27 protein-coding genes are annotated in these 24,506 nt (G+C 72.4%); 12 read left to right on the top strand and 15 right to left on the bottom strand.

Annotated elements, in window-relative coordinates:
* The first annotated feature begins 18 nt into the window (after positions 1-18).
* Entirely contained in the window at positions 19-228 is a 210-nt protein-coding gene (locus tag DEJ16_RS02735) for a hypothetical protein (protein WP_110823480.1), read from the top strand.
* Here DEJ16_RS02735 and DEJ16_RS02730 read toward each other — a convergent pair.
* On the bottom strand, positions 209-940 hold the full coding sequence (locus DEJ16_RS02730) for an SOS response-associated peptidase (RefSeq protein WP_110823481.1): 732 nt from the start codon (positions 938-940) through the stop codon (positions 209-211). The two genes, DEJ16_RS02735 and DEJ16_RS02730, sit on opposite strands and share 20 nt — an antisense overlap.
* A gap of 66 nt (positions 941-1,006) precedes the next feature.
* Between DEJ16_RS02730 and DEJ16_RS02725 the strand changes: the two genes are divergently transcribed.
* The gene (locus DEJ16_RS02725) at positions 1,007-1,690 is read left to right on the top strand and encodes an NAD(P)H-dependent oxidoreductase (RefSeq protein WP_110823482.1); all 684 of its coding nucleotides are present in this window, start codon (positions 1,007-1,009) and stop codon (positions 1,688-1,690) included.
* Here DEJ16_RS02725 and DEJ16_RS02720 read toward each other — a convergent pair.
* Genes DEJ16_RS02720 through DEJ16_RS02710 form a run of 3 tightly spaced genes read right to left on the bottom strand, consistent with a single transcriptional unit; the run spans position 1,675 to position 3,904 of the window.
* Positions 1,675-2,352: a maleylpyruvate isomerase N-terminal domain-containing protein gene (locus tag DEJ16_RS02720; protein WP_110823483.1), complete on the bottom strand. Its 678-nt coding sequence runs from the start codon at positions 2,350-2,352 to the stop codon at positions 1,675-1,677. The genes DEJ16_RS02725 and DEJ16_RS02720 overlap by 16 nt on opposite strands.
* A 36-nt stretch (positions 2,353-2,388) precedes the next feature.
* Positions 2,389-3,063, bottom strand: a complete 675-nt coding sequence (locus DEJ16_RS02715; protein ID WP_110823484.1) for a hypothetical protein — start codon at positions 3,061-3,063, stop codon at positions 2,389-2,391.
* A 55-nt stretch (positions 3,064-3,118) separates the two neighbouring features.
* Complete coding sequence (locus tag DEJ16_RS02710) at positions 3,119-3,904, bottom strand: SDR family oxidoreductase (protein ID WP_110823485.1); 786 nt, start codon at positions 3,902-3,904, stop codon at positions 3,119-3,121.
* Between the two features lie 85 nt (positions 3,905-3,989).
* Between DEJ16_RS02710 and DEJ16_RS02705 the strand changes: the two genes are divergently transcribed.
* The 3 genes from DEJ16_RS02705 to DEJ16_RS02695 all read left to right on the top strand — a co-directional run bounded on the left by DEJ16_RS02705 (position 3,990) and on the right by DEJ16_RS02695 (position 5,547).
* On the top strand, positions 3,990-4,574 hold the full coding sequence (locus tag DEJ16_RS02705; protein ID WP_110823486.1) for a TetR/AcrR family transcriptional regulator: 585 nt from the start codon (positions 3,990-3,992) through the stop codon (positions 4,572-4,574).
* A 129-nt stretch (positions 4,575-4,703) separates the two neighbouring features.
* Positions 4,704-5,129 carry an organic hydroperoxide resistance protein gene (locus tag DEJ16_RS02700; protein ID WP_110823487.1) on the top strand — a complete coding sequence of 142 codons (426 nt, stop codon included), beginning with the start codon at positions 4,704-4,706 and terminating at the stop codon, positions 5,127-5,129.
* A gap of 37 nt (positions 5,130-5,166) precedes the next feature.
* Complete coding sequence (locus DEJ16_RS02695; RefSeq protein ID WP_110823488.1) at positions 5,167-5,547, top strand: YchJ family protein; 381 nt, start codon at positions 5,167-5,169, stop codon at positions 5,545-5,547.
* 186 nt (positions 5,548-5,733) lie between these two features.
* Here DEJ16_RS02695 and DEJ16_RS02690 read toward each other — a convergent pair whose 3' ends face one another.
* Positions 5,734-6,603 carry a shikimate dehydrogenase gene (locus DEJ16_RS02690; RefSeq protein ID WP_110823489.1) on the bottom strand — a complete coding sequence of 290 codons (870 nt, stop codon included), beginning with the start codon at positions 6,601-6,603 and terminating at the stop codon, positions 5,734-5,736.
* 104 nt (positions 6,604-6,707) lie between these two features.
* Here DEJ16_RS02690 and DEJ16_RS02685 point away from each other — a divergent pair, with 104 nt between their 5' ends.
* Positions 6,708-7,724, top strand: coding sequence for an iron-siderophore ABC transporter substrate-binding protein (locus DEJ16_RS02685; RefSeq protein WP_258365777.1), 1,017 nt, complete (start codon positions 6,708-6,710; stop codon positions 7,722-7,724).
* Positions 7,725-8,209: 485 nt separating this feature from the next.
* Here the strand turns inward: DEJ16_RS02685 and DEJ16_RS02680 are convergent, their stop codons facing one another.
* Positions 8,210-8,614: a DUF1304 domain-containing protein gene (locus DEJ16_RS02680; RefSeq protein ID WP_181419420.1), complete on the bottom strand. Its 405-nt coding sequence runs from the start codon at positions 8,612-8,614 to the stop codon at positions 8,210-8,212.
* Between the two features lie 78 nt (positions 8,615-8,692).
* Here DEJ16_RS02680 and DEJ16_RS02675 point away from each other — a divergent pair, with 78 nt between their 5' ends.
* Positions 8,693-9,010, top strand: coding sequence for a chorismate mutase (locus DEJ16_RS02675; RefSeq protein WP_110823490.1), 318 nt, complete (start codon positions 8,693-8,695; stop codon positions 9,008-9,010).
* Positions 9,007-10,167, top strand: coding sequence for a beta-propeller fold lactonase family protein (locus tag DEJ16_RS02670; protein WP_110823491.1), 1,161 nt, complete (start codon positions 9,007-9,009; stop codon positions 10,165-10,167). Before DEJ16_RS02675 ends, DEJ16_RS02670 begins: the two co-directional genes overlap by 4 nt.
* A 181-nt stretch (positions 10,168-10,348) precedes the next feature.
* Here DEJ16_RS02670 and DEJ16_RS02665 read toward each other — a convergent pair whose 3' ends face one another.
* Genes DEJ16_RS02665 through purS form a run of 4 tightly spaced genes read right to left on the bottom strand, consistent with a single transcriptional unit; the run spans position 10,349 to position 14,665 of the window.
* The gene (locus DEJ16_RS02665) at positions 10,349-11,284 is read right to left on the bottom strand and encodes a 2-hydroxyacid dehydrogenase (protein WP_258365776.1); all 936 of its coding nucleotides are present in this window, start codon (positions 11,282-11,284) and stop codon (positions 10,349-10,351) included.
* A gap of 5 nt (positions 11,285-11,289) precedes the next feature.
* Positions 11,290-13,671 (bottom strand): phosphoribosylformylglycinamidine synthase subunit PurL, encoded by a 2,382-nt coding sequence (purL, locus tag DEJ16_RS02660; protein ID WP_258365775.1) that lies wholly within the window; start codon positions 13,669-13,671, stop codon positions 11,290-11,292.
* Between the two features lie 47 nt (positions 13,672-13,718).
* Positions 13,719-14,414 (bottom strand): phosphoribosylformylglycinamidine synthase subunit PurQ, encoded by a 696-nt coding sequence (gene purQ, locus DEJ16_RS02655; RefSeq protein WP_110823494.1) that lies wholly within the window; start codon positions 14,412-14,414, stop codon positions 13,719-13,721.
* Between the two features lie 2 nt (positions 14,415-14,416).
* Positions 14,417-14,665 carry a phosphoribosylformylglycinamidine synthase subunit PurS gene (gene purS, locus DEJ16_RS02650; protein ID WP_110823495.1) on the bottom strand — a complete coding sequence of 83 codons (249 nt, stop codon included), beginning with the start codon at positions 14,663-14,665 and terminating at the stop codon, positions 14,417-14,419.
* A gap of 139 nt (positions 14,666-14,804) precedes the next feature.
* On the opposite strand from purS, the gene DEJ16_RS02645 reads away from it, so the two are divergent.
* Together DEJ16_RS02645 and DEJ16_RS02640 are read left to right on the top strand one after the other, a co-directional pair.
* The gene (locus DEJ16_RS02645) at positions 14,805-15,413 is read left to right on the top strand and encodes a PadR family transcriptional regulator (protein ID WP_258365774.1); all 609 of its coding nucleotides are present in this window, start codon (positions 14,805-14,807) and stop codon (positions 15,411-15,413) included.
* On the top strand, positions 15,410-17,107 hold the full coding sequence (locus DEJ16_RS02640) for a DHA2 family efflux MFS transporter permease subunit (protein ID WP_375232103.1): 1,698 nt from the start codon (positions 15,410-15,412) through the stop codon (positions 17,105-17,107). The genes DEJ16_RS02645 and DEJ16_RS02640 overlap by 4 nt, the downstream gene beginning before the upstream one ends.
* Before the next feature lie 242 nt (positions 17,108-17,349).
* On the opposite strand, the gene DEJ16_RS02635 is transcribed toward DEJ16_RS02640, so the two are convergent.
* Together DEJ16_RS02635 and DEJ16_RS02630 are read right to left on the bottom strand one after the other, a co-directional pair.
* Entirely contained in the window at positions 17,350-18,168 is an 819-nt protein-coding gene (locus DEJ16_RS02635) for a cytochrome c oxidase assembly protein (protein WP_110823496.1), read from the bottom strand.
* Between the two features lie 138 nt (positions 18,169-18,306).
* Positions 18,307-19,647, bottom strand: a complete 1,341-nt coding sequence (locus tag DEJ16_RS02630) for an acyltransferase (protein ID WP_110823497.1) — start codon at positions 19,645-19,647, stop codon at positions 18,307-18,309.
* A gap of 165 nt (positions 19,648-19,812) precedes the next feature.
* On the opposite strand from DEJ16_RS02630, the gene DEJ16_RS02625 reads away from it, so the two are divergent.
* Together DEJ16_RS02625 and DEJ16_RS02620 are read left to right on the top strand one after the other, a co-directional pair.
* Positions 19,813-20,307: a Fur family transcriptional regulator gene (locus DEJ16_RS02625; protein WP_110823498.1), complete on the top strand. Its 495-nt coding sequence runs from the start codon at positions 19,813-19,815 to the stop codon at positions 20,305-20,307.
* 121 nt (positions 20,308-20,428) lie between these two features.
* Positions 20,429-21,934: a catalase gene (locus DEJ16_RS02620; RefSeq protein ID WP_110823499.1), complete on the top strand. Its 1,506-nt coding sequence runs from the start codon at positions 20,429-20,431 to the stop codon at positions 21,932-21,934.
* 148 nt (positions 21,935-22,082) lie between these two features.
* Here DEJ16_RS02620 and DEJ16_RS02615 read toward each other — a convergent pair whose 3' ends face one another.
* The 3 genes from DEJ16_RS02615 to DEJ16_RS02605 form a co-directional block, all read right to left on the bottom strand.
* On the bottom strand, positions 22,083-22,649 hold the full coding sequence (locus tag DEJ16_RS02615) for a GNAT family N-acetyltransferase (RefSeq protein WP_110823500.1): 567 nt from the start codon (positions 22,647-22,649) through the stop codon (positions 22,083-22,085).
* A gap of 66 nt (positions 22,650-22,715) precedes the next feature.
* Complete coding sequence (locus DEJ16_RS02610) at positions 22,716-23,615, bottom strand: VOC family protein (RefSeq protein WP_110823501.1); 900 nt, start codon at positions 23,613-23,615, stop codon at positions 22,716-22,718.
* A 44-nt stretch (positions 23,616-23,659) separates the two neighbouring features.
* Positions 23,660-24,439, bottom strand: coding sequence for an SDR family oxidoreductase (locus DEJ16_RS02605; protein WP_110823960.1), 780 nt, complete (start codon positions 24,437-24,439; stop codon positions 23,660-23,662).
* Positions 24,440-24,506 lie beyond the last annotated feature (67 nt).

Raw genomic sequence — 24,506 nt, 5'->3', positions numbered from 1 at the left:
GAAGGTCGACCACACGCCATGTCCAGGACCGCCGCGACGGTGATCGCGCAGGAAGTACACAACCCCGTCATCCCCATCGGGTACGACATCGCCTGGAGCATCTGCCTGGTGCTCGTCCTCCTCGTGATCTCCGCCGCGATCTGGCTGCTCGTCCGGACGGCCACGCGGGCAACCCGCCGTGGGTCCACGCAGACCGGGGAACGGACGGTCAGGCGACCGGGTCGATGAGGTGCGGGCCGTCGTTCCGGACGCTGTTCACCGTGCGGGCGACCTCGTACTGCTGCAGGCCGGCAGCGACCTCGAGCGACTCCCGGTCGAGCAGGGCGAGCAGGTCGTCCGTGCCGGCACCCTCGCCGAGCCAGGCGTCGTAGCCGTCGGGGGTGAGGAACGCCGGCATGCGGTCGTGCACCTCGCCCGGGGCCACGTGGGCGTCCCGCGTGATGATCGCGAGCGACAGGCGCCACTTGTCCGGGTCGTCCTCGGGCTTGGTCGGGTCCGGCCAGGCGCTCACCACGCCCGCCATCGCCAGCGCGCCGCCGGGCTCGTGCACGAAGTGGGGTTCCTTGCCGTCCTCGCGCACGACCCACTCGTAGTAGCCCTGCGCGGGGACGATGCAGCGGTTCGTGGCGAAGGCCCGCTTGAACATGCCGCTCGTCGCCACGGTCTCGATGCGGGCGTTGATCGGCTTCGGGCGCTGCTTGGCGAAGTCCTTCGCCCAGCTCGGCACGAAACCCCAGCTGATCTGCGGGAGCTCGCGCTGCCCGTGCCGCTGCCGGACCGCGTACACGGGGTCGGTCGGCGCGACGTTCCAGCTCGGCGCGAGGCCGGTGCGCACCTCGCCGGTGTCCTCGTCGACGTGCTCGGTGCGCGCGGCGAGCTCACCGACGAGCTCGGGCAGGAGGTCAGCGGTGGTGTCGGAGACGACGAAGCGGCCACACATGCGACCAGTGTGCCCGGACCCGCCGACGTCGGTCCGGGCTCAGCCGGGTCCGCTTGACTGACGGCCGTGCAGACCCTCATCGTCACCGCCCACCCCGACCCGGACTCGCTCACGGCGGGCATCGCCCGACAGCTGCAAGCCGCCTTGCACCCCGGCGAGGTCGAGCTGGTCGACCTCGCCGCCGAGGGGTTCGACCCGCGCTTCGGCCCCGCTGACCGGGACGCCTACCGCGGCACCGGTGCGCTCCCCGACGACGTTGTCCGCGAGCAGCAGCGGCTCGACGCCACCGACCACCTCGTGCTGGTGTTCCCCGTCTACTGGTGGTCGATGCCGGCGCTCCTCAAGGGCTGGGTCGACCGCGTCTTCGTCAACGGCTGGGCGTTCGACGTCGACCCGGCCGGTGGGACGCGGCGGAACCTCGGCCGCCTCACCGTGCACCTGCTGACGGTCGCCGGTGACGCGGCCGGGACGTACGAGCGGCACGGCTACGAGCAGGCGATCCGGACGCAGATCGAGCACGGCATCGTCGACTACTGCGGAGCGGTCCGCGGGGCGACCGCCTTCGTGCACGAGTCCGAGCAGGACGACGACGCGGCACGCCGAGCCCTCGTCGACGGCGCCGTCCAGCGGATCGCGCGGGCCGTCAGCGGTGCGGTCGGCGTCGATGGTGCTGCCGGCGTCGGTGGTGCTGGTGCTGCCGGTGTCGGGGCTGCCGGTGTCGTCGGGGCTGACGGTCAGAGCACGGAGTAGCCCGCCGGCAGGGGACCCCTGCCGGTCAGGGCGGCGAGCAGCAGCGGGCCGTCGCCGCGGTGCGCCCCGACCTCGGCGAGCAGCACGGCGGCGCCGACCACCGCTGGCTGCGGCGGGGCGAACGGGACCGTGGTGCCCGCTGCGCCCGCGGCGCGCGTGATGTCGCTGCCGTGCACGACCAGTTCGACCATCCGGGTGCGCAGGTACTCCTCGACCGGCAGACGGAGGCCGCCGACCACCGAGATGCGGGCGCCCGACGGGACCGCCGCGAGAGCAGCCAGGCCGTCGTCGCGAGCGGCCGACACCGCGGCGGCCGGATCGGTGCCCAGCGAGCTGCCGGCCGAGACACCGCGCGCGGCGACCTCGTCCGGGTCGGTCGCCGTGCCGGTCGCGGTCCGGAGGTAGTCCACCGCGTCGGAGAGGTCGGTCACGGTCGTCGTGCTGCGTCGGGACTCCGGGGCGGTGTCGTCGTGGTGGAACGCCGTGGCGTACGTCGCCACCGTGACGAGCGCCCGGTTCGTGTGTCCGACGAGCGCGCGGAGGTCCCAGACGCCGAGCGCCGGCGCGGACCACAGCGCTGCGTCCTCGGCGGGGGAGGGCAGCGCGGCGACCAGGTCGACGAATGACTGCGCGGTCGCGGCGAACAGTGCGCGGGTGTCCATGGGCTCATCCTGCCGTGACGGTCACCGGTTGCGACCTCAGACGTCGGGCAGGCCGACCTTCGACCCGGACGGGAACCGGTTCCGGCCGGTCGGGGTGGTCGATCCCGGCCCGGTCGGCGGGAGAGCAGCGGCGGCACGGTGGGCGCGCTCCGCCCGGCCGAGCCGGAGGATGCGGTCGGGAACGAGTCCGAGGTAGCCGAAGACCGCGAGGAACCCGAGACCGTGGCGACCTCCGAGCAGGAGCGCCACGACACCGATGAGCGCGAACCCCAGGAGGCCAGGCGCCGCACGCATGACGTCGACCACGAGCGTCCGGCGTACCAGGGCAGTGTCGTTGAGGACGGCCGCCCGGTCGTCGGCCTCGATGTCGGGCATCCTGCGGCCGAGGTACCGCTGCACCGAGTGCCGAGCGATCCGCATCGTGTCCGGTCGGACCTGGTATCCGTTGATCGTCGCCGGCGGTTCGTCCCTGCGGCGCACCGGGAAGCGCGACACCGTGATGAGTCCGGCCGCCAGCGCCCCCAGGACGACGACGAGTGGGGAAAGCCCCGGACCGACGTCCATCCAGCCGGTCCCTGCGTCGGTCACTGCGAGCAGCACACCGATGCCGACCGCGACGACACCGCCGACCACCAGGGCACGTCGGAGCCGGTCGACGGACACGTCCTGCCGGAACTGCGTGCGGAACACCTGCCAGCCGAGTCGGTACACGTCCCCTGTCTACCGCTCATGCCTCCTCGGCGGCCGTCCTGGTGTAGGGACGAGGTCAGGCCGTCGTCCTCGGGGAGGAGTCGGCCAGGCGCAGGACCGTCCGCCGCGGGAGCAGCGGCGCGATGCGACTGGTCCGCGTGTTCGCACTGCCCGAGACGGCGCTGACCGGGGGCGTCGGCTTGTCGAGGGCCCGGAACGCGGCCGCCACGACCTGCTCGGGCGTCTCGAAGCGCACCCGACCCTCGTCCGTGCCGGAGTTCCGGTAGAACTCGGTCTTCGTCGGACCGGGCGAGAAGGCCATGACGGTGACCCCGGCGTCGCGCAACTCGTACGCCAACGCCTCGGTGAACCGCAGGACGAAGGCCTTCGAGGCTGCATAGACCGCCATCCCCGGCGTCGGCATGTACGCCGTGAGGCTCGCGACGTTGAGCAGCACGCCGCGGCCGGAGGACACGAGCCGGGGGAGGAACGCGTGGCACACGTCGACGACGGCGTCGATGTTGACGGCGAGCTGGTCCTCGAGTTCGGACGGCGTGCTGTCCACGAAGTCGCGGGTCAGACCGATGCCGGCGCAGTTCACCACCGTGTCCACGCGGACGCCCAGCCGGTCGAGTTCGGTGAGCAGGCGCGTGCCGCTCGCTGGCTGCGTGAGGTCGAGCGGCACGACGGTCACCACCCTTCCGTGCGCGGCCCGGAGTGACTGCGCCAGATCCTCGAGGACGTCGGCCCGGCGCGCGACCAGCACCAGGTCGGCTCCGCGCGCGGCCAGGGAACGGGCGAACTCGCGTCCGATGCCGGAACTCGCGCCGGTGACGAGCGCTGTGGTGTCGGTGTGGTCCATGGACTGCTCCTTCGAGGTTGACGGGTGTAAACCTACGTGCAGGGGTTAACGGGTGTCAACCTCTCGTGCGTGCAACAGTTGCTCCATGACGAACACGTCGCGTACCCGCACGGGCGACCAGCTACGGGACGACCTCCTCGCAGCCGCGACGGACCTGTTGTCGCAGCGCCTGGCCGTCACGCCGCCGTCCCTCAGGGAGACCGCGCGTGCCTGTGGCGTCTCGGCGACCGCCGTGTACCGGCACTTCCCGTCCCAGCAGGCGCTGCTCATCGCCGTGGCCAGCCAGAGCCTCACCGCGCTCACCACGGCGATCGGCGACGCAGGCGCGAGCGAGTCGACCGACGACCGCGCCACGGCGTTGCGGACCACGGCGAGCGCGTACGTCACCTGGGCGGTCGCGAACCCCGGCGCGTACCAGCTGCTGTTCGAGGGGCGGGACCTGCTGGAGGACCCGGCGACGGTCGAGTCCGGGATCGACCGACTGCAGAGCCGCCTCGACGCCCTCCTCGTCGGCCTGCCCGCGGGCGACCGGGACGAACGGTTGCAGGCGGACCTGCTCTGGATCGCCCTGCACGGTCTGGTCGTCACGCGCATCCGGAAGACCCGGCAGCAGTGGGAGCGGTCGGTCGTCGCGGACGCGACGGCGCTCGTCGACACCTTCATCAGCTGAACCGACCGGCGGACGCTCGCGTGCGCGGGAGTCCGGACACGCCCGACGCCGCTCGCCAGCCGGGCCGACGAGCAGCGCCGTCCCGCGCCTCCCCAGCGATCGTCCAGCCACGGTCGCTGACCTGGGGCCATGACTCTCGACATCGTCTACACCGCAGCCGCCCACGCCACCGGGGGCGGCCGCGACGGACACGTCCGCACCGAGGACGACCGCATCGACCTCGACACCCGCCCGCCGAAGGAGATGGGCGGCAGCGGCGAGGGCACCAACCCCGAGCAGCTCTTCGCCGCCGGGTACGCCGCGTGCTTCCTCGGCGCGCTGCACGTCGCGGGGAAGCAGCTCGAGCTCGACACCACCGGCGCCGAGGTCTCCGCCGAGGTCAGCATCGGCGGCAACGGCGCGGGTGGCTTCGGCCTCGCGGTGGAACTCGACGTCTACGCCCCCGCCGTCGAGGGCACCTCGCGGCAGCGTCTGGTCGAGCTCGCACACACCATCTGCCCGTACTCGAACGCCACGCGCGGCAACATCACGGTGACGCTCTCGCTCGTCGACTGATGCTCGTGCGGTGCTCGCCGCTCCCTAGGCTGGAGCGGTGAGCACCGAGCGCTGCCCCTGCCTGAGCGGGAACCCCTACGACGAGTGCTGCAGACCCCTGCACGCCGGCGCGCCCGCTCCGACCGCCGAGCGGCTCATGCGCTCACGGTTCTCCGCCTTCGCGCTCGGCCTGCCTCGGTACCTCCTGGACAGCTGGCACCCGAGCACGCGCCCGGCGACGCTCGACCTCGACCCGGCGCAGCGGTGGACGCGGCTCGACATCGTCGCGACCCGGTCGGGAGGCCCGTTCGACACCGCGGGCACGGTCACGTTCCGCGCGTGGTGGCGCGCCGACACCGAGCGCGGGACACTCGAGGAGACGAGCGAGTTCGTCCGCGAGGCCGGCCGCTGGTACTACGTCGACGGTGTCGTGGCCTGACCGCGCAGGCTCGGGCCAGTGCGCGCGAGACGGGGGTGTCTGCCCGAAGCGCCGCGAGGTGACCGAGACGCCGCGAGCTGGCCGAGACGCCGCCAGATTCAGCGGCGTCTCGGCCACTCGGCGGCGTCGAAGGTAGACGGGGGCGTCTCGCGGGCCCGGGCGCAGCGGTGCCTCGCGGCGAGAGAGTCAGCCGATCGTCGGCGGCAGGCCCACGGCAGCGCGCATCGCTCGACGGACCTCGGCCTCGGACGGCAGGAGTTCGTCCTCGTCCCCGGTCAGGAAGAAGCGGATCTGCCCGATCGCCTGCTCGCTGAGCATGTCGAGGCCGTTCAACACGCGACCGCCCGCTCCGGTCCACGCCGTGGAGGCCCGGGTCGGCCACGGCTCGTAGGCCACGTCGAACAGCACCGCGTCGGGTCCGGACGGCACGAGCGGCAGGTCGTCCGCTGCGCCTCCCGGCAGGGTCGACACCACGAAGCCCATCGGCCCGGCGGACGCGAGCTCGTCGAGGGGGTGCACCTCGAGCGTGACCCCGAGCCGGGCTGCGAGCATGACGAGGTCACCCGCCTTGCCGGTGTCGCGCAGGAACACCCGCACCAGTGAGGCTCCGAGCCGCAGGGACGCCGTGAGGGCGCTCGCCGCGGTCGCTCCACCACCCAGGATCACGGCCTCGCCGGGCACGTGACCGAGTGCGGCGACCGGGCGGACGATCCCCTCGACGTCCGTGTTCGCGCCGGCGAGGACGACCGAGGAGCCCTCGTGGCGGAACGCGACCGTGTTCGCGACCCCGAGCTCGTCGACGAGCGGGGTCGTCCGGTCGAGGAGCGGCACCACCTCGCGCTTGAGCGGCATGGTCAGGCTGAGCCCGCGCCACTCCGGACCCAGCCCCGCGACGAACGCGGCGAGCCCGCCGGACGCGACCTCGTGCCTCCCGTACGAGAACGGGAGGCCGAGCACGTCGTAGGCCGCCGCGTGCAGCGCGGGGGAGAGGGAATGGGCGATGGGGGAGCCGAGGACGGCGAGCTGCGTCCGGTCGGCGTCGGGGAAGGCTGCCACGTCGGCAGCCTAGCCGCGCGCGTCGGCCTGTCCGCGGGCGTTCGCCTGGGGGCGGGCGTCATGCGGAACCCCGGGGAAGCAGCGCTTAGGTTAGGCTACCCTTCGTGATCCGTACCTCCCTCCCCAAGCGCCGCCTCGGGCGCGTGCTCGCCGCGGCCGGTGCCGTCGTCGCCGTCTCCCTCGCACTCGTCGGCTGCTCCTCGTCGAGCCCGTCCTCGTCCGAGTCCTCCGGCGGAGGCTCGTCCGACGGGGCCTTCCCGGTGTCCATCACGACCGGCCTCGGCACCACGACGATCGACTCCGCCCCGAAGCGCGTCGTGGCCCTCGGCTGGGGTGACGCCGAGACGGCACTCGAACTCGGCGTGCAGCCCGTCGGCGCCAGCGACTGGCTCGCCTTCGGTGGCGAAGGCGTCGGTCCCTGGCTCAAGGGCGCCTACGACAAGGCGCCGGAGATCATCGACACGCTCGAGCCCAGCTACGAGGAGATCCTCAAGCTCAAGCCCGACGTGATCCTCGACGTGAAGAGCTCGGGCGACAAGGACCGCTACGACAAGCTGTCCGCCATCGCCCCGACCGTCGCGATCCCGAAGGGCGGCGAGAACTACCTCGCGTCCACCACGGAGCAGGTCGACATGATCTCGAAGGCGCTCGGCAAGGAGAGCGAGGGCAAGAAGCTCCTCAGCGACCTCGACGACTCCTACGCCGCCGCGCGCGAGGCGCACCCCGAGTTCGCGGGCAAGACCGCGGCGATCGGTGCGTACACGTCCGAGGGCTTCGGCGTGTACGCCTCCCGCGACAGCCGCGCCACGTTCATGCAGAACCTCGGGTTCGAGATCCCGAAGGCCATCGACGAGGCTGCGGGCAAGGAGTTCTCCGTGTCGCTGTCGAACGAGAACCTCGACCTGCTCGACGCGGACCTGACCGTCGTGCTGCCGATCTACGTCGAGGCGTCGAAGGCGTCCTCGGACCCGCTGTTCAAGAAGGTGCCGTCGGTCGAGGCCGGGCACGCCATCGTGATCGACGACTCGGACGTCTCGACGGCGTTCTCGCTCGGGACCACCGCGGCGATCGAGTGGGCGCTCGAGCGTCTGCCGGACGAGTTCGCGGCCAAGCTCGGCTGACGCCGGCCGGCGGCCGCCGGTCGAGGCCTGGTGGCGCCTGCGACGCCGGGCTGGACGGCCGGGAGGCGCGGGGCGGTACGGCGGACCGGCGGCGGCCCGTGTGTGGTGGGGCGGGCCTCCCGGCCGACGCCCGGCGCCAGGCGTCGACCGGCCTGGCACAACGAGAACCGGCTCGAACTGCGGGAGTCCGCGGTTCAAGCCGGTTCCTGTTGCGCGGGGCCCGGTGGCGCCGCTTGCAGGCGCCGGGGCGCTCGGCGGCGCGGCGGCGACGCCGGGCTGGACGGCCGGGAGGCGCGGGCCGGACCGGCGGACCGGCGGCGGCCCGAGCGTGGTGGGGCGGGCCTCCCGGCCGACGCCCCGGCGCCAGGCGTCGACCGGCCTGGCACAACGAGAACCGGCTCGAACCGCGGGAGTCCGCGGTTCGAGCCGGCTTCTGTTGCGCGGGGCCCGGTGGCGCCACTCGCAGCCGCCGCGGCCGTGCCGGCTCAGGCGCCGAACGTGGACGCGAGGAACGCGAAGAGCAGGGCGATGAGCGGGAACGATCCCTGCACGAACGCGGAGTTGAGGTACTTGCGGCCGGTTCCCGCGAGGACGACCGCGGCACCGAGCATGCTCGCGCACGAGAACACGACGAGCGTCCAGCCGGTCGCGCCGTTGTCCGCGAGCACGAGCACGACGCCGAGGACCGCGCCGATCGCGAGGAACAGGTTGTAGAAGCCCTGGTTGAACGCCATCGCGCGCGTGGCCTGCGCGTCGGCGTCGGACACGATGCCGAAGATGCGACGTACCCGGGGGCTCGTCCACGCGACGGACTCCAGGAAGAAGATGTACACGTGCACGAGGCCCGCCAGGACCGCGAAGACGCCGGAGATGGCGAGCAGAACCGTCATGAGGACATCATCTCAGCAGTCGATGGGTGCTCGGGTCCGCCCCTCGTCCCGGCCGCGCTCGGTCAGTAGGCTCGGGGCATGAACGAGGCCCCGAGCACGAACGACGAGGACGCCGTCGCCGAACTGCAGAGCATCCGGCAGAGCATCGACAACATCGACGCCGCCGTGATCCACATGCTCGCCGAGCGCTTCAAGTACACGCAGCGGGTCGGGTACCTCAAGGCCGCGGCGGGCATGCCGGCGGCGGACCCTTCGCGTGAGCAGATCCAGGTCGCACGGTTGCGGTCCCTCGCAGCCGAGTCGCACCTCGACCCCGCGTTCGCGGAGAAGTTCCTCAACTTCATCGTCGCCGAGGTCATCCACCACCACGAGCGTATCGCGGTCGGCGAGCTGTGACCCTGCCCGACCTGCACCTGCTCGTCGGGTCCTACACGGCGACCGGCGGGGGCAACGCGACGGGCATCTCGATCGTCGGTCCCGGGCAGTCCGCCGGCGAGGCCACCCTCGTCGCCTCGACCGTCGCGGTGCTGGACGACCCGTCCTTCCTCGCCGTGTCGGGGGACCGCGTGTACGCCGTGTCGGAGACGACCGACGGCGGGGTCCACGCGTTCCGCCGGTCCGGGTCCGCTCTCGAGCACCTGTGGGATGCGCCCGCCGGCGGGGACGCGCCGTGCCACGTCCGGGTCGACCCGTCCGGGGCACTCGTCGTCACGAACTACGTCTCGGGCACGGTCACCGCGGTGTCGCTCGAGGCAGCGGAGTCCTACGCGGCCTCCGTCTCCGCCAGTGACGGCATCGTCGGCGGCACCACGGCCACGGCTCCCGCTGCCGACGGCATGGCTTCGGGGCACGGGATCGCCGGCCGGGGGACCGGGGTGTCCGCGGCGCTGCCGGACGCAGCCGTCGCCACCGTGCTCCTGCCCGACGCGACCGGACCGGTCGAGGACCGCCAGGAGGGCCCGCACGCCCATCAGTCGATCGCCACGCCGGACGGGACCGTCCTGGTCGCCGACCTCGGAGGGGATGCCCTGCACGAGTTCCGTGTCGTGGCCGATACCGCCTCGGTGTCGATCGAGCCGCTGCGCGTCCACCACCGGAAGCCCGGATCCGGACCACGACACATGGCCTGGTTCGACGGGGACCTCGTCGTCGCCGGCGAGCTCGACGGTCGCGTGTACCGGATGCGGCGTGACGAGTCGGGCTCGCTCCGCGAGGTCTGCGCTGCCGCCGCCTTCGACGGGCCGGTCGACACCTCGCTGCTCAGTCACGTCGAGGTCGACGAGCACGGCATCGTCACGGTGGCCGTCCGGGGGCGCGACCAGATCGTCGTGTTCGACGCGTCCGACGGCGGGCTCCGGTTCGTCGGGTCAGCGTCGGCCGGTGGCGTGTGGCCGCGGCACTTCGCCCGTGTGCCCGGGTACCTGCTCGTCGCCAACCAGATGTCCGACGCCGTCGCGGTGCTGCCGGTCGGTGCAGACGGTGTGCCGGGCGACGCCGTCGGGCAGATCGCGGTCGGCAGCCCGACCTGCATCATCCCGCTCCAGGAGCGCTGAGGGCCGGGAGGCTCGGGGCGCGCCCGGGGACGTCGGCCGCATCCGTCGGCGCGCGAGTCGCGCCCATCGGGTGATCGGCCGCGTCCGCCGGGAGGCGGGGCTCGCGTCCGGGCCCGGCCGAGGCCGCCGGGAGCGGGTCGCGCCCGTCGGGAGGCCGGCGCGGCCGCGTCCGCCGGCAGACTCAGCCCTGGTGGACGGGGACCTCGATGAGGTTCTCGAACGGCCGGCCCTCGGCCAGCGCCGACACCTGCCGGCGCACCAGGTCGAGGGACCGCGGCACGCTGAGGTCCGTGTTGCCGCCGACGTGCGGCGTGAGCACGGTGTTCGGCGTCGTCCACAGCGGGTGGTCGGCGGGGAGCGGCTCCGGGTCGGTGACGTCGAGCGCCGCCGAGAGCCGACCGGACCGCAGCTCGGCGACGAGGGCGTCCGTGTCCACGACCTTGCCGCGCGCCACGTTCACCACGAGGGCGCCGTCGGGCAGCGCCGCGAGGAGTTCCGCGTCGACCAGTCCCTCGGTCTCGTCGGTGAGCGGCGCGATGAGCACGAGGACGTCCGTGGTGCGGGCGAGTTCCGGCAGGTCGCCGAAGGCGTGCACCTGACGACCGTCCTGCACGCGGGCCGTGCGCGCGACGACGGTGACCTCGGTGCGGAACGCCTCGAACCGGGTGGCTATGGCGGAACCGATCGCGCCGTAGCCGACGACGGTCACCCGACGGTCGGCGAGGGACCGGGTTTCCCGCGAGTCCCACCGCTGCTCGACCCGGTCGAACTGGAACACCGCGATCTCGCGGAGGGAGGTCAGCGCCAGGCCGACCGCGAGCTCCGCCGTCTCGTCGTCGTGGATGCCGCGGCCGTTCGCCAGGTGCGCGTGACCGGGCACGTGCGGGATCGCCCACTCGTACCCGGCACTCGGCAGCTGCAGCAGCTCGAGGTTCGGCAGGTCGTGCACGTACTGCCACCGGTGCCGTCCACCGAAGTAGAACGGCAGGAAGGCGATGGCGACCTGCTCGGCCCGGGGGTACGGCGCCTCGACGTCCCAGACGTCCAGCTCGATGCCGTCGGGCACCGGACCGAACCGGTCGACCAGCTCCTGGAAGGGCAGCGTGACGATCGGCACCGGGTTCAGGCGTCCGTGCGGGGCGAGAACGCGCCGTGCGAGTCGAGCGGGCCGCGGCCCACGTAGCCCTCGGTCACGTTCTCCTGGATGACGTCGCCGAAGTGCGACGGCAGCGTGGCGCGGTGTGCGTCGCGGAGCTCGTCGATCGTCGCCTCGAACGCACCCTGGACCTCGAGCGAGCCCGACGCGGCGTCGGTCACACCGATGCGCAGGACCGGGTAGCCCCGGCCGTTGCAGAGGCCCTGGAAGCGGACGTCGTCCTCGCGGCGCACGGTCACGATGACGCGGCCGGTGGACTCGGAGAAGAGTGCGGTCGCGGTGTCGACGCCGTCGCGGGACTCGAGCTCGTCGAGCACGACCCGGGCGCCGAGGCCGAAGCGCAGGACCGACTCGGCGAGGGTCTGGCCGAGGCCGCCGTCCGCCAGGTCGTGTGCGCTCGTGAGCAGCTGCTCGTCGGCCGCGGCGGCCAGGAGCTCCGCCAGCGCCTTCTCGCGCCCGAGGTCCACCGCCGGCGGGCGACCGCCGAGGTGCCCGTGCACGGTGCCGGCCCAGGCCGACCCGTCGAGCTCGAGGCTCGTCGTGCCGAGCAGGTAGATGTTGTGGCCGTCGTCCTGCCAGCCGGAGGGGATCCGCTTGGCGACGTCGTCGATCACGCCGAGCACGCCGACGACGGGCGTCGGGTGGATCGGGGTGTCACCGGTCTGGTTGTAGAACGACACGTTGCCGCCGGTCACCGGGATGCCGAGCTCCATGCAGCCGTCCGCGAGACCTTCGACGGCCTCGGAGAACTGCCACATCACCTCGGGGTTCTCCGGGGAGCCGAAGTTCAGGCAGTCGGTCACGGCAGCCGGGACGGCGCCGGTGACGGCAACGTTCCGGTACGCCTCGGCGAGGGCCAGACGAGCGCCCTGCTTCGGGTCGAGCTGGCAGTAGCGGCCGTTCGCGTCGGTGGCGATCGCGACGCCGAGCCCGGTCTCCTCGTCGACGCGGACCATGCCGCCGTCGTCGGGGAAGGACAGCGCCGTGTTGCCGAGCACGTAGGTGTCGTACTGGTTCGTGACCCAGTTCTTCGAGGACAGGTTCGGGGACCCGAGCAGCTGCAGGACCTGCGCCTTGAGGGCGGGGCCGGTCTCCGGGCGGTCGAGCGACTCGGCGCCGTCGGCCTGCAGTGCGTCGATCCAGGTCGGGTACGCGACCGGGCGGTCGTACACCGGACCGTCGACGGCGACCGTGCGCGGGTCGACGTTGACGATCTCCTGGCCCTGCCAGTCGATGACGAGGCGGCCGGTGCCGGTGACCTCGCCGAGGACGCTCGTCTCGACCTCCCACTTGCCGACGACCTGCAGGAAAGCGTCGAGCTTGTCGGGGCGGACGACCGCCATCATGCGCTCCTGGCTCTCCGACATGAGGATCTCCTCTGCCGTGAGCGAGGGGTCGCGCAGCAGGACGTCGTCGAGCGAGATGTGCATGCCGCCGTCGCCGTTGCTCGCGAGCTCGGAGGTCGCGCACGAGATGCCCGCGGCGCCGAGGTCCTGGATGCCCTCGACGAGCTCCTTCTGGAACAGCTCGAGGCAGCACTCGATGAGCACCTTCTCGGCGAACGGGTCGCCGACCTGGACGGCGGGACGCTTGGTCGGGCCGCCCTCGGTGAAGGTGTCGGACGCCAGGATCGACGCGCCACCGATGCCGTCGCCACCGGTGCGGGCACCGAAGAGCACGACCTTGTTGCCGGCGCCGGACGCGTTCGCCAGGTGCAGGTCCTCGTGACGGAGGACACCGACCGCGAGGGCGTTGACGAGCGGGTTGCCCTGGTACACCGGGTCGAAGTAGGTCTCGCCGCCGATGTTCGGCAGGCCGAGGCAGTTGCCGTAGAACGAGATGCCGCCGACGACACCGTGCACGACGCGGGCGGTGTCCTCGTGGTCGACCGCACCGAAGCGGAGCTGGTCCATGACCGCGACCGGACGTGCACCCATCGAGATGATGTCGCGGACGATCCCGCCGACACCGGTGGCAGCGCCCTGGTAGGGCTCCACGTAGGAGGGGTGGTTGTGCGACTCGACCTTGAAGGTCACCGCCCAGCCGTCACCCACGTCGACGACACCGGCGTTCTCGCCCATGCCGACCATCAGGTTCTTCTTCATCTCCGGCGTGACCTTCTGGCCGAACTGGCGGAGGTAGTTCTTGCTCGACTTGTACGAGCAGTGCTCGGACCACATCACCGAGTACATCGCCAGCTCGCCCGAGGTGGGGCGGCGGCCGAGGATCTCGCGGATCTTCGCGTACTCGTCGTCCTTGAGCCCGAGGGCCGCGTACGGCTGCTCCTTGTCGGGCGTCTCGGCGGCGTCCTGGACGGTGTCGGGCTTCGGGCGGACGGGCGTGGTCACGGTGTTGTCGTTCCCTGTCACTGGAGTCGCGGGCGCTGGAGTCGCGGTCACTTGACGAGCGCGCGCTCGATCACGGAGGTGAAGAAGGTCAGGCCGTCCGTGCCGGAGGCCATGGCAGCGCGGGTGTCCGGGCCGAAGCCGGGCTCCGTCGCGTGCTCGGGGTGCGGCATGAGACCGACGACGTTCCCGCGCTCGTTCGAGACGCCGGCGATGTCGTCGATCGACCCGTTCGGGTTCACGCCGACGTAGCGGAACACGACCTGGCCGTTGTCCTCGATGCGCTTGATCTCGTCGGCGTCGGCGACGAACCGGCCGTCGGCGTTCTTCAGCGGGATGGTGATCTCCTGCTGCGCGTCGAAGCCCGCGGTCCAGGCGGTGTCGGCGTTCTCGACGCGGAGCACCTGGTCGCGCCGGATGAACTGCTGGTGGGCGTTCCGGGTGTGGGCGCCGGGCACCAGGCGGGCCTCGGCGAGCATCTGGAAGCCGTTGCAGATGCCGAGCACGGGCATGCCCTTGCCGGCGACGTCGATGACCTCGGCCATGATCGGGGCCTTCGCGGCGATGGCGCCGGCACGGAGGTAGTCACCGTACGAGAAGCCGCCGGGCAGGACGATCGCGTCGACGCCCTGCAGGTCGTGGTCGCCGTGCCAGAGCGCGACGGGCTCGGCGCCGGCGAGGCGGACCGCGCGCTGGGCGTCGCGGTCGTCGAGCGAGCCGGGGAAGGTGATGACCCCGATGCGCATCGTCACTCGACCACGCTCACGGAGACGACGTCCTCGATGACGGCGTTCGAGAAGACGTCGACCGCGATCTCACGGACCTCGGCGAGCTTGGCGTCGTCGACGGGGCCGTCGACCGACACCTCGAATCGCTTGCCGATGCGGACATTGGTCAGGTCGTTCTTGCCGAGCCGGGCGAGGGCGTTGCCCACCGCCTTGCCCTGGGGGTCGAGGATCTCGGCCTTCGGCATGACCTCGACGACGATCGTTGGCACGTGTTCACTCCAGCACAGGGGTCGGGTGGGGACAGGAACAGTCTAGGTGCCGCCCACGACCCGCCAGAGCAGTTGTGGATGACTGTTCGAAGGCGTATGTTCGACTTCGAACAATCGGCATCGAACACCCGGAGGACCCGTGCCCGACCTGACGCCACTGGCGTTCGCGGCGCTCGGCCTGCTGGCCGAGGCGCCGATGCACCCCTACGAGATGTTCCAGACGATGCTGCAGCGTCGCGAGGACCGGAACGTCAAGGTCCGACCGGGCACGCTGTACCACCAGGTCGGCCGACTGGCGGACCTCGGGTACGCCGAGGTCGTCGGCACCGACCGCGCGGGCAACCGGCCCGAGCGGACCACCTACGCGATCACGGACGCCGGACGCACGGCGCTCGAGGCGGGCCTCCGCCGCATGGTCGCCGAGCCGGCGGACGAGTACCCGCAGTTCGGGCTCGCCGTGTCCCACGTGGACAACCTCCCCGTCGAGGACGTGGCCGCCGCGCTCCGGGCGCGCATCGCCGCACTGCGCACGCAGCGCGACGGGTACGACGACGCCGCCGCGGGCCTCCAGGCCAAGGGCCTCGCCGAGCGCTACTGGCTCGACGTGTCGTACGCGCGTGCCATGCTCACCGCGCAACTCGAGTGGCTCAGTGCCATCGCCGACCGCCTCGACAGCGGTCAGATCCCCTGGGAGGGCCCGGCCCTCCCCGACGAACACCTCCAGAACAGCAAGGACACCACTCGATGACATCCGCCTCCGCCGCCGCCGACCTGGAGCACGGCAAGAAGCCGTGGCCAGCGCTCTGGGCACTCGTCGTCGGCTTCTTCATGATCCTCGTCGACTCGACGATCGTCTCGGTCGCGACGCCGACCATCTCCCAGGCACTCGACGCCGACATCAACGCCGTCATCTGGGTGACGAGTGCGTACCTGCTCGCGTACGCCGTCCCGCTCCTCATCACCGGTCGCCTCGGTGACCGCTTCGGCCCCAAGGTGCTGTACCAGGTCGGCCTCGTCGTGTTCACGCTCGCCAGTCTCTGGTGCGGGCTCGCCGGCTCGATCGAGGTGCTCATCCTCGCCCGCGTCGTGCAGGGCCTCGGCGCCGCGATGATGACCCCGCAGACGATGGCCGTCATCACCCGCATCTTCCCGCCGCAGAACCGCGGTGCCGCCATGGGCCTGTGGGGCGCCGTCGCCGGTGTCGCCTCGCTCGTGGGCCCGATCCTCGGCGGCCTGCTCGTCGACGGCTTCGGCTGGGAGTGGATCTTCTTCTTGAACGTCCCCGTCGGCGTCGTCGCGTTCGTCCTCGCGCAGAAGTTCGTGCCGTCCTTCGCCACGAACCGTCACCGCTTCGACCTGCTCGGCGTCGTGCTGTCCGCGGTCGGGCTCTTCCTGCTGGTCTTCGGCATCCAGGAGGGCGAGACCTACGACTGGGGCACCATCACCGGTCCGATCTCCGTCTGGTCGCTCATCATCGCCGGCATCGTGGTGCTCGCCGCGTTCGTCGTCTGGCAGGGCGTGCAGAAGGGGGAGCCGCTCCTCCCGCTCGGCCTGTTCACGGACCGCAACTTCACCCTCGCGAACATCGCGATCACCGCGGTCGGTGTCGCCATCGCGTCCTTCGCGTTGCCGATCATGCTGTGGGCGCAGGACGTGCTCCGGTTCTCGCCGACGCAGGCCGCGCTCCTCCTGGTCCCGCAGGCCGTCCTCTCGGCCGCGCTCGCGCCCTACGTCGGCAAGCGGCTGAACATCTGGAGCCCGCGCTGGGTCGCCTCGTTCGGCCTCGCCTGCTTCTCCGGCGGGCTGTTCTGGTTCGGCGCCCTCATCGCCGCGAACGCCGACTGGGGCTGGGTGCTCCTGCCGAGCGCGCTCCTCGGGCTCGCGAACGCCTGCATGTGGGGACCGCTCTCCGTGTCCGCGACGCGCAACCTGCCGCCGCGGCTCGCCGGCGCCGGCTCGGGCGTCTACAACACCACCCGTCAGATCGGTGCGGTGCTCGGTTCCGCCGGCATCGCTGCCCTCATGGAGGCCCGCATCCGCGCGGAGTTCCCCAGCCGGTCCGGTGGGTCCGGCATCAGCGCCGAGCAGACGGGGTCCCTGCCGGGCTTCCTGCTCGACCCGTTCTCGCGGGCGATGGGCCAGTCGTTGGTCCTGCCGGCCGTCGTGCTCATCGCGGCGATCGTCGCGGCACTGTTCCTGACGAAGCCGAAGCAGACGGCCGCGTGGAAGCAGACCGGCGCGGTCGCCACGCAGCCCGACGGTGGACAGGTCGAGGCCGGACAGGCCGACAGCGGTCAGGTCGGCGGCGGCCAGGTCGCGGGCGGCCGTCCCACGACGGGGGAGCGGGACCACGTCGCCGCGCACGCCTCGTCGCCGGCACCCACCACCGCCGAGGAGGAGCTCGCCACCACCGAGCACCACGGCAAGCACGCGGGCGCCTAGCCGCACGACGCCCGCGCTCGTCGCGCCGCCGGAGCCCCGGTCCCTCGCACGAGGGGCCGGGGCTCCGTCGTGCCGGCGGCGCGGCCACGGCGCCGCGGGACCACGGCGGCGGGGAACAGCCGGACGCGCAGCGGCCGAGCCGAGGGGCGCGGCCCTGGAGCGCGCGGCCGTGGGTGCGCAGCCGCGGGAGCCGCGGGGCGTGGAGCCGCGGGAGCCCGGCAGCGCGGGACCCACTGCCCCCGTCAGGATCGACGCCGCAGGTGCTCCCGCGTCAGCGCCGCCATCTGCTCGTCCGTCAGGTCGTCCACGGCCCTGGCCTCGCGGCGGTCCGAGCGTTGCCACCGGACGAACAGGGCGATGAGCACGGGGACGTCCGCGACCTCGGCGATGAACCACAGCAGGTCGCCCGCCAGGTGCTGGTCCTGCAGGGGCGACGGTGCCCACGGCACGTGCAGGGCGGTCCGGCCGGCACCGTCCAGCACGTGGCTGCTCACCCGCATCACGACCGCGGGCACGGCATCGAGCACGAGCTCGACGAACGCGAGCAGGAACTCGGCGGTCGCGAAGGCGGAGGAGTGGAGCACCCCGACCTCGGACAGCGGTGCCAACAGGAGGAAGCCCAGCACCGGGACGAGGACGGTCACCGCTTCGGCGCTGAGGAACGACTGCCGCAGCACGCCCGCCAGCGGGGTGAGCAGGACGCCGAACACGGCCAGGGCCACCAGGGGCGCGACGATCGCGTTGCCGAGCAGCCGTGCCGGACGGGACCGCAGGACGGCGTCGGCGGCCCCGGACAGGCGGGTCGGGCCTCCCGTCCGGAGCAGCGTGAGCGGGCCGGCCGCCGCGGCGAACGCGGGCACCGCGAAGAACAGCGTCGCGAGCCGCAGGACGAACGCCCACCGGAGCTGGCGGTCGTCCTGTCCCACGATGCCGGACTGCAGCGTCGCGAACAGGCCGAGCGCGGCGACGAACGCCACGGTCCGCCACCACGGCCAGCGCGCGCCGCGGCGGCGGGCGGCGAGGACCCAGCGGCCGTAGACGGCTGCCGCGACGACGACCAGCGCCGTCGCCAGGGGGTCGACGTGCCAGGTGCTCCAGAACTCGGAGGGTGACGGCGTGGGGTGCCTCCCGGGGTCGCGCTGCGGGAGTCATCCTCCTCCGGCCGGGAGGCCCGACACGGCCCCGGCGTATGAGGATCCCTACATGCGTCCCGCGCTGGGCACCGGCGTCGCCGCCTCCTCCGCCGGCACCGTCCGTGCGAGGAGCCACACACCCAGCGGGATCGCGACGGCCCCGACGAGCGCCAGCGGGAAGGAGAGGTGGAGCTGCATGACCGCGAACGCGGGACCGATCGTGCACACGGCGCCGGCCGCCAACATGGACCACGCCGGGCGGTCCGACCCGGGCGTCAGGCGGGGGAGGGGCCGATCGGCGCGACGGACCAGGCGGGCGACACCGAGGGTGGCGGCGAGGAGCACGACGACCGCGACCGGGCGGGTGGCCCACCAGACGCCCGAACCCGGCGAGGGGAACGGCAGCCCCACGAGCAGGCCGACCCCGTTGAGCAGGATGAACAGCGGCAGGTGCCAGAGGTAGATCGTCATGCCGTCGCGGCCGAGCAGGAACACGACGGCCTGCGCGGGGCGGGTTGCCATCAGTCGCGTCAGGGGTGCGTGCACGAGCTGGACGAGGCACGCTTGCCCGACGGCGAGGAACGCCAGCGGGAGCATCGGCGGGTTGAGGTCCTGCAGCATGTCCGGTGCCCAGAGGCCGACGGACGTCAGGGGCACGAGCAGGGCGTACGCCAGGCCGGCGATGCCGAGCAGCAGGAGCCGGGACCGTCGGGCGAACCAGCCGTCGACCCACAGGAACCCGAGCTGCTGGGCGAAGAGCCACACCGGGCCGAGGTTGAGCAAGCCGACCTCGACGATGCCGGACGCCAGGCGGACCGAGTCGATCGCGGCCGCGAGCAGGAGCAGCGCGAGCAGGGTCCGCCACGGCGCACGCGCGTGCAGCCGGGCCATGACCGGGACGCAGCACTGTGTGATGCCGTACGCCGCCAGGAACCACAGCGGGGACCCGATGCCGAAGGCGAGCTCGCCGAGCAGGTCGGCGGGCGTCCCGACCGCGGTGGCGATGCCGAGGCCGACGGCGAGCACCACGAAGAGCGGGACCGCGGGGCGGAACAGCCGGACGAGCCGGGTCGCGATGAAGTCCCGGGCTGGGTCGCCGCCGTGACCGGCCCGGGCGACGGTGCTGCGCCATCCGACGGCGCTCGCGAACCCGCCGACCACGAAGAACAGCGGCATCACCTGGCCGACCCAGGTCGCCCCGACGTTCCAGGGCAGTTCCTGCAGTGGGCTCGTGACCCGGATGCCGGACGCGCCCGACCCGACCCCGACCATCGTCACGTGCACGACGACGACGAGGACGACGCAGGCCGTCCGGATGAGGTCGACGACCAGGTCCCGCTGCGCGATGGTCCCCCGGGCGTCCTGAGCGGTGTTCGCCGGCGTCGCGCCGGCCTGCTGCATGGACATGGCTGGACGCTACCGGCCGGACCACCCCCGTCGAGCGATGCTCAGCTGATCGCGACCCGATCGTGACACATCGTATTCCGCAACGCGCATGTGGTGTTGGCGTCGGAAGCGCGTCCGCCGTGTACTGTGAGCGTTGTCTTGAACGCTGCAAGAGAAAGGCTCCGCATGGTCGACGACACCGAACTCCTCCGCGGAGCCGGACTCCGGGTCACCGCTCCTCGGCTCGCGGCACTCCGGGCGATCGAGGCGTCCCCGCACACCACGGCGGACGACCTGGTCAGCGCGCTCGCCGCTGAACTGCCGACGACGAGCCACCAGGCGGTCTACGGCGTCCTCAACGCGCTGACCGGCGCCGGGCTCGTCCGTCGGATCGAGCCGGCCGGCAGCCCCGCCCGGTACGAGCGCCGGACCGGCGACAACCACCACCACATCGTCTGCACCATGTGCGGCGCGATCGGCGACGTCGACTGCGCCGTCGGTCACGCCCCGTGCTTGACCCCGTCGGAGACCCACGGCTTCGCGGTCACCACCGCCGAGGTCACCTACTGGGGCATCTGTGAGCAGTGCGCTGCGGCGGAGCAGGCGGACGAGGCCGATGAGCCGACGGGTGCCCTGGTCCCCGCGACCGCGCCTCCCGTCGCCGCACCCGGCGTGGGCTGACCGCCCACGTCGCACGGGCCTCCCGGCAGGCCCCCCTCAGGCGCGCCCGCTGTCCGGCGCCGCCCACCGAGACCAACCCGAGCCACCCCGACCGATCCAACCGTTCCACCTAGGAGGAACCGTGTCCGACCAGAACACGCCCACCACCACGACCAACAGCGGGGCCCCGGTCTCCAGCGACCAGCACTCGATGGGTGTCGGGGCCGACGGCCCTCTCGCCCTGCACGACCACTACCTGGTCGAGAAGCTCGCGCAGTTCAACCGCGAGCGCGTCCCGGAGCGCGTCGTCCACGCCAAGGGCGGCGGTGCGTTCGGTACCTTCACCGTCACGCAGGACGTGTCGCAGTACACCCGCGCCGCGTTCCTGCAGCCGGGGAAGACCACCGAGATGCTCGCCCGCTTCTCGAGCGTCGCCGGTGAGCAGGGCTCGCCCGACACCTGGCGCGACCCCCGCGGCTTCGCGCTGAAGTTCTACACCGAAGAGGGCAACTACGACCTCGTCGGCAACAACACCCCCGTCTTCTTCATCCGCGACGGCATCAAGTTCCCCGACTTCATCCGCTCGCAGAAGCGCCTGCCGGGCTCGCACCTGCGCAACCACGACATGCAGTGGGACTTCTGGACCCTGTCGCCCGAATCGGCGCACCAGGTCACGTGGCTCATGGGCGACCGCGGTCTGCCGTCGTCGTGGCGCCACATGGACGGCTTCGGGTCGCACACCTACCAGTGGATCAACGCCGCGGGCGAGCGCTTCTGGGTGAAGTACCACTTCCTCACCGAGCAGGGCCACGCGACCCTGACGCAGGAGGACGCCGACCGCATCGCCGGCGAGGACGCGGACTTCCACATCCGCGACCTGTACGAGGCCATCGAGCGTGGTGACACCCCGCGCTGGACCCTCAAGGTGCAGGTCATGCCGTACGAGGACGCCGCGAGCTACCGCTTCAACCCGTTCGACCTGACGAAGGTGTGGCCGCACGCCGACTACCCGCTCATCGAGGTCGGCACGATGGAGCTCAACCGCAACCCGGAGAACTACTTCGCGCAGATCGAGCAGGCGACCTTCGCCCCGTCGAACTTCGTGCCCGGCATCGCGGCGAGCCCGGACAAGATGCTCCTCGCACGCATCTTCAGCTACGCGGACGCCCACCGCTACCGCGTCGGCACGAACCACGCGCAGCTGCCGGTGAACGCCCCGAAGAACGAGGTGCACTCGTACTCCAAGGACGGCGCCATGCGCTTCGACTTCCAGAAGGCCGAGGTGCCGGTGTACGCCCCGAACACGCTCGGTGGGGCGCACGCCGACCCGAACGCGACGGACGACGTCCCCGGGTGGGAGTCCGACGGCGCCCTCCAGCGCTCCGCCGCGACGCTGCACCCCGAGGACGACGACTGGGGTCAGGCCGGCACGCTCTACCGCGAGGTGCTCGACGACGCCGCCCGCGAGCGTCTGGTCGGCAACATCGCCGGACACGTCTCCAAGGTGACGCGTGACGACCTGCGCGAGCGCGTCTTCGCCTACTGGACGAACGTCGACCCCGACCTCGGTGCCCGCGTGCGCGCCGCCGTCGTGCCGACCACCCCGGGCTCCAACGAGGACGCGGAGGCGGTCGCCGTCGAGGCGTAGTCGACGCGGGAACCGCCGGGAGGCTCCCCGCCGGTCACGGCCGGACCGCCGCTGGCGCGACGCTCCGGTACCGGCCGGCGGGGGCCCAGGTGCGGGTCCGACTCGCACCGCGCCTCCCGTGTGTCCGGCTGCGTCCGGTGCCCCGGCGTCAGACCTGCTGGCCGTTGAGGAGGATCGGTCCCTCCGGCCAGTCCTCGAGCCGGGCCGTGACCGGACGGACCATCCACCCGCCCTGCTCGGTCTCCGAGACGCCGGCGCCGTCCGCCGTGAATGCACTGAAGGTGCCGACCGCCTCGGGGAACTCGTGCCAGCCCATGTGTGCGTAGAACGGGATCCGGTCCTCACCCGCGCCGAGGAACCCGTACGGCACGCGGAGGCCGTCGAGGACGTCGTGCACGCGGTCCATCAGCTCGCGACCGACGCCCGTGCCCTGCAGCCGCGGTGCGACCCCGACCAGGCCGGTGTCGCCGACCAGGACGTCCTCACCGCCGACCGTGACGAACATCCGCCGGATGCCGACGTGTGCGAGGACGACGCGGTCCTCGGTGCGACCGACCACACGGCGCTCGGGCTGCATCCCCGCCCAGCTCCGGCCGCCGACGTACCAGTGCGACCAGCTCGGGAAGGCCTGCGCCAGCATCGCCGCGATCGCTTCGTGGTCGGTGAGCGTCAGCGCGCTCTCCTCGACCACCTCCCACCGGATGTCGTCAGTCATCGCACCATCCTGCCGGGTGCGCCTGGCCGCCAGCGCGGGTCGGGCTCGCCGCCGGTGGGTCGGGGCTCATCCGCGACCGGTGGTCGTCACCTCGATGCGGTTCGCCCAGGGGTCCTCGAACGCGACCGTCCGACCGTCGTCCGCGGTCTGCACGCCGGCGTCGCGCATCCGGGCGGTGAGCGCGCCGAGGTCGTCGTCGGCCGGCACCTCGATGCGCACGAGGCCCAGCCCGAGGGCGAGCTGTCGGCGTCCGGCCCCGCGCGAGTTCCACGTGTTCATCGCCATGTGGTGGTGGTACCCGCCGGCGCTGACGAACAGTGCCTGGCCGCCCACCGCCGCGGTGGTCTCGAAGCCGAGCGTGTCGACGTAGAACGTCTCCGCGGTGGCGACGTCCCCGACCGACAGGTGCACGTGGCCGACGCGGCCCGGTCGTGATCCGGCGTGCTCGAGCGCCTCGGCCGTCAGGTGCTCCTGCAGGAAGGCGTTCGGGTCGAGGTACACGGTGTCCATGTCGACCGAGCCGTGCGTCCACGACCACTGCGTCCGGTCGCGGTCCCAGTAGAGCTCGACGCCGTTGCCCTCGGGATCCGTGCAGTAGAAGGCGTTGCTGACGAGGTGGTCGGCGCTGCCGGTGAAGGACTGCGGGTAGCTGGTGGCGACGGAGTACAGGGCGGCGGCCAGGTCGGCCCGGGTGTCGAAGAGCACGGCGGTGTGGAACAGGCCGGCCTGCCCCGGGCCGGCGTTCCGGAGCGCCGGCTCGTGCTCGAGGACCAGGACCGGCACGGTGCGTCCGCCCGGTGCGCCCCCGGCAGCCGGACGGCCGAGCACCACGCGGCCGCCCTGCTGCGCGAGCACCGTCAGGCGGACACCGTCCCGGTAGTACGCCGTCATCGCGTCGAGGTCGGCGACCCGGAGCGTGACGGCGCCCATCCCGGTGTCCGCGGCGAGGAGGTCCTGCGAGTGCATGTCCTCAGTGTGCGCCGATATTGGTGACACGTCAACGAAACGCGTCACTTCGCGCTGAAGCCTCCGTCGGTCTTGAGCAGCTGCCCGTTCACCCACCCGCCGTCCGGCCCGCACAGGAAGCTGACGAGCGCGGCCGTGTCCCGAGGCGTCGACGCGCGTCCGAGCGGGGTCTGGTCCACGGCGGCCTGCCGGATCTCGTCGGTCATCCACCCGGTGTCGTTCGGCCCCGGGTTGATCGTGTTCGCGCTGACCCGAACGTCCCCGAGTTCGATCGCGGCACCGACGACGAGTCGGTCGAGCGCGCCCTTGCTCGTCCCGTACGGCAGGTTGAAGCCGACGTGGTCGCTCGTCAGGGCGATCACGCGCCGCTGGTCGAGGGGTGCGTCGGCCCCCTCGCGGAGCCGGCGCGCGTACGCCTGCACGATGAGGAACGGAGCCCGCACGTTCACGGCCAGGTGCTTGTCGAACGACTCGACAGTGGTCGTCGCGAAGTCCGAGTCGACCGATTCGCAGTGTGACATGACGACCGCGGTCACCGGAGCGCCCGCCTCCGCCTCGGCCCGGCCGACGAGCGCGGCCGCCTGCTCGGCGTCGGCCAGGTCGACCGGGAGGCGCATCACGGCAGCCCCCGCGGCCTCGCACTCCGACACGACCGCGTCCACCCCCTCCGGGTCCGCGGCTCCGTGCACCCGCTCGTCGTACGGACCCCACCAGCTCAGGGCGAGGTCCCAGCCGTCCGCCGCCAGACGGGTCGCGATGGCGGCACCGATGCCGGCGCGGCGGCCCACCCCGGTCACCAGGGCGAGTGGTCTGCGGTTCGTCATCCGGGCCTCCGTCCCGACCGTGCGTCGGTGCGCGGTCCGGTCCACCCTGGCATCGAACCCGGTCGCT

Origin of the sequence: Curtobacterium sp. MCJR17_055 (assembly GCF_003224335.1) — a bacterium.
In the GTDB taxonomy this organism is placed as follows: Bacteria; Actinomycetota; Actinomycetes; order Actinomycetales; family Microbacteriaceae; genus Curtobacterium.
The sequence above is the reverse complement of the archived record's forward strand: the minus strand, read 5'-3'. Positions and strand labels throughout refer to the sequence as shown.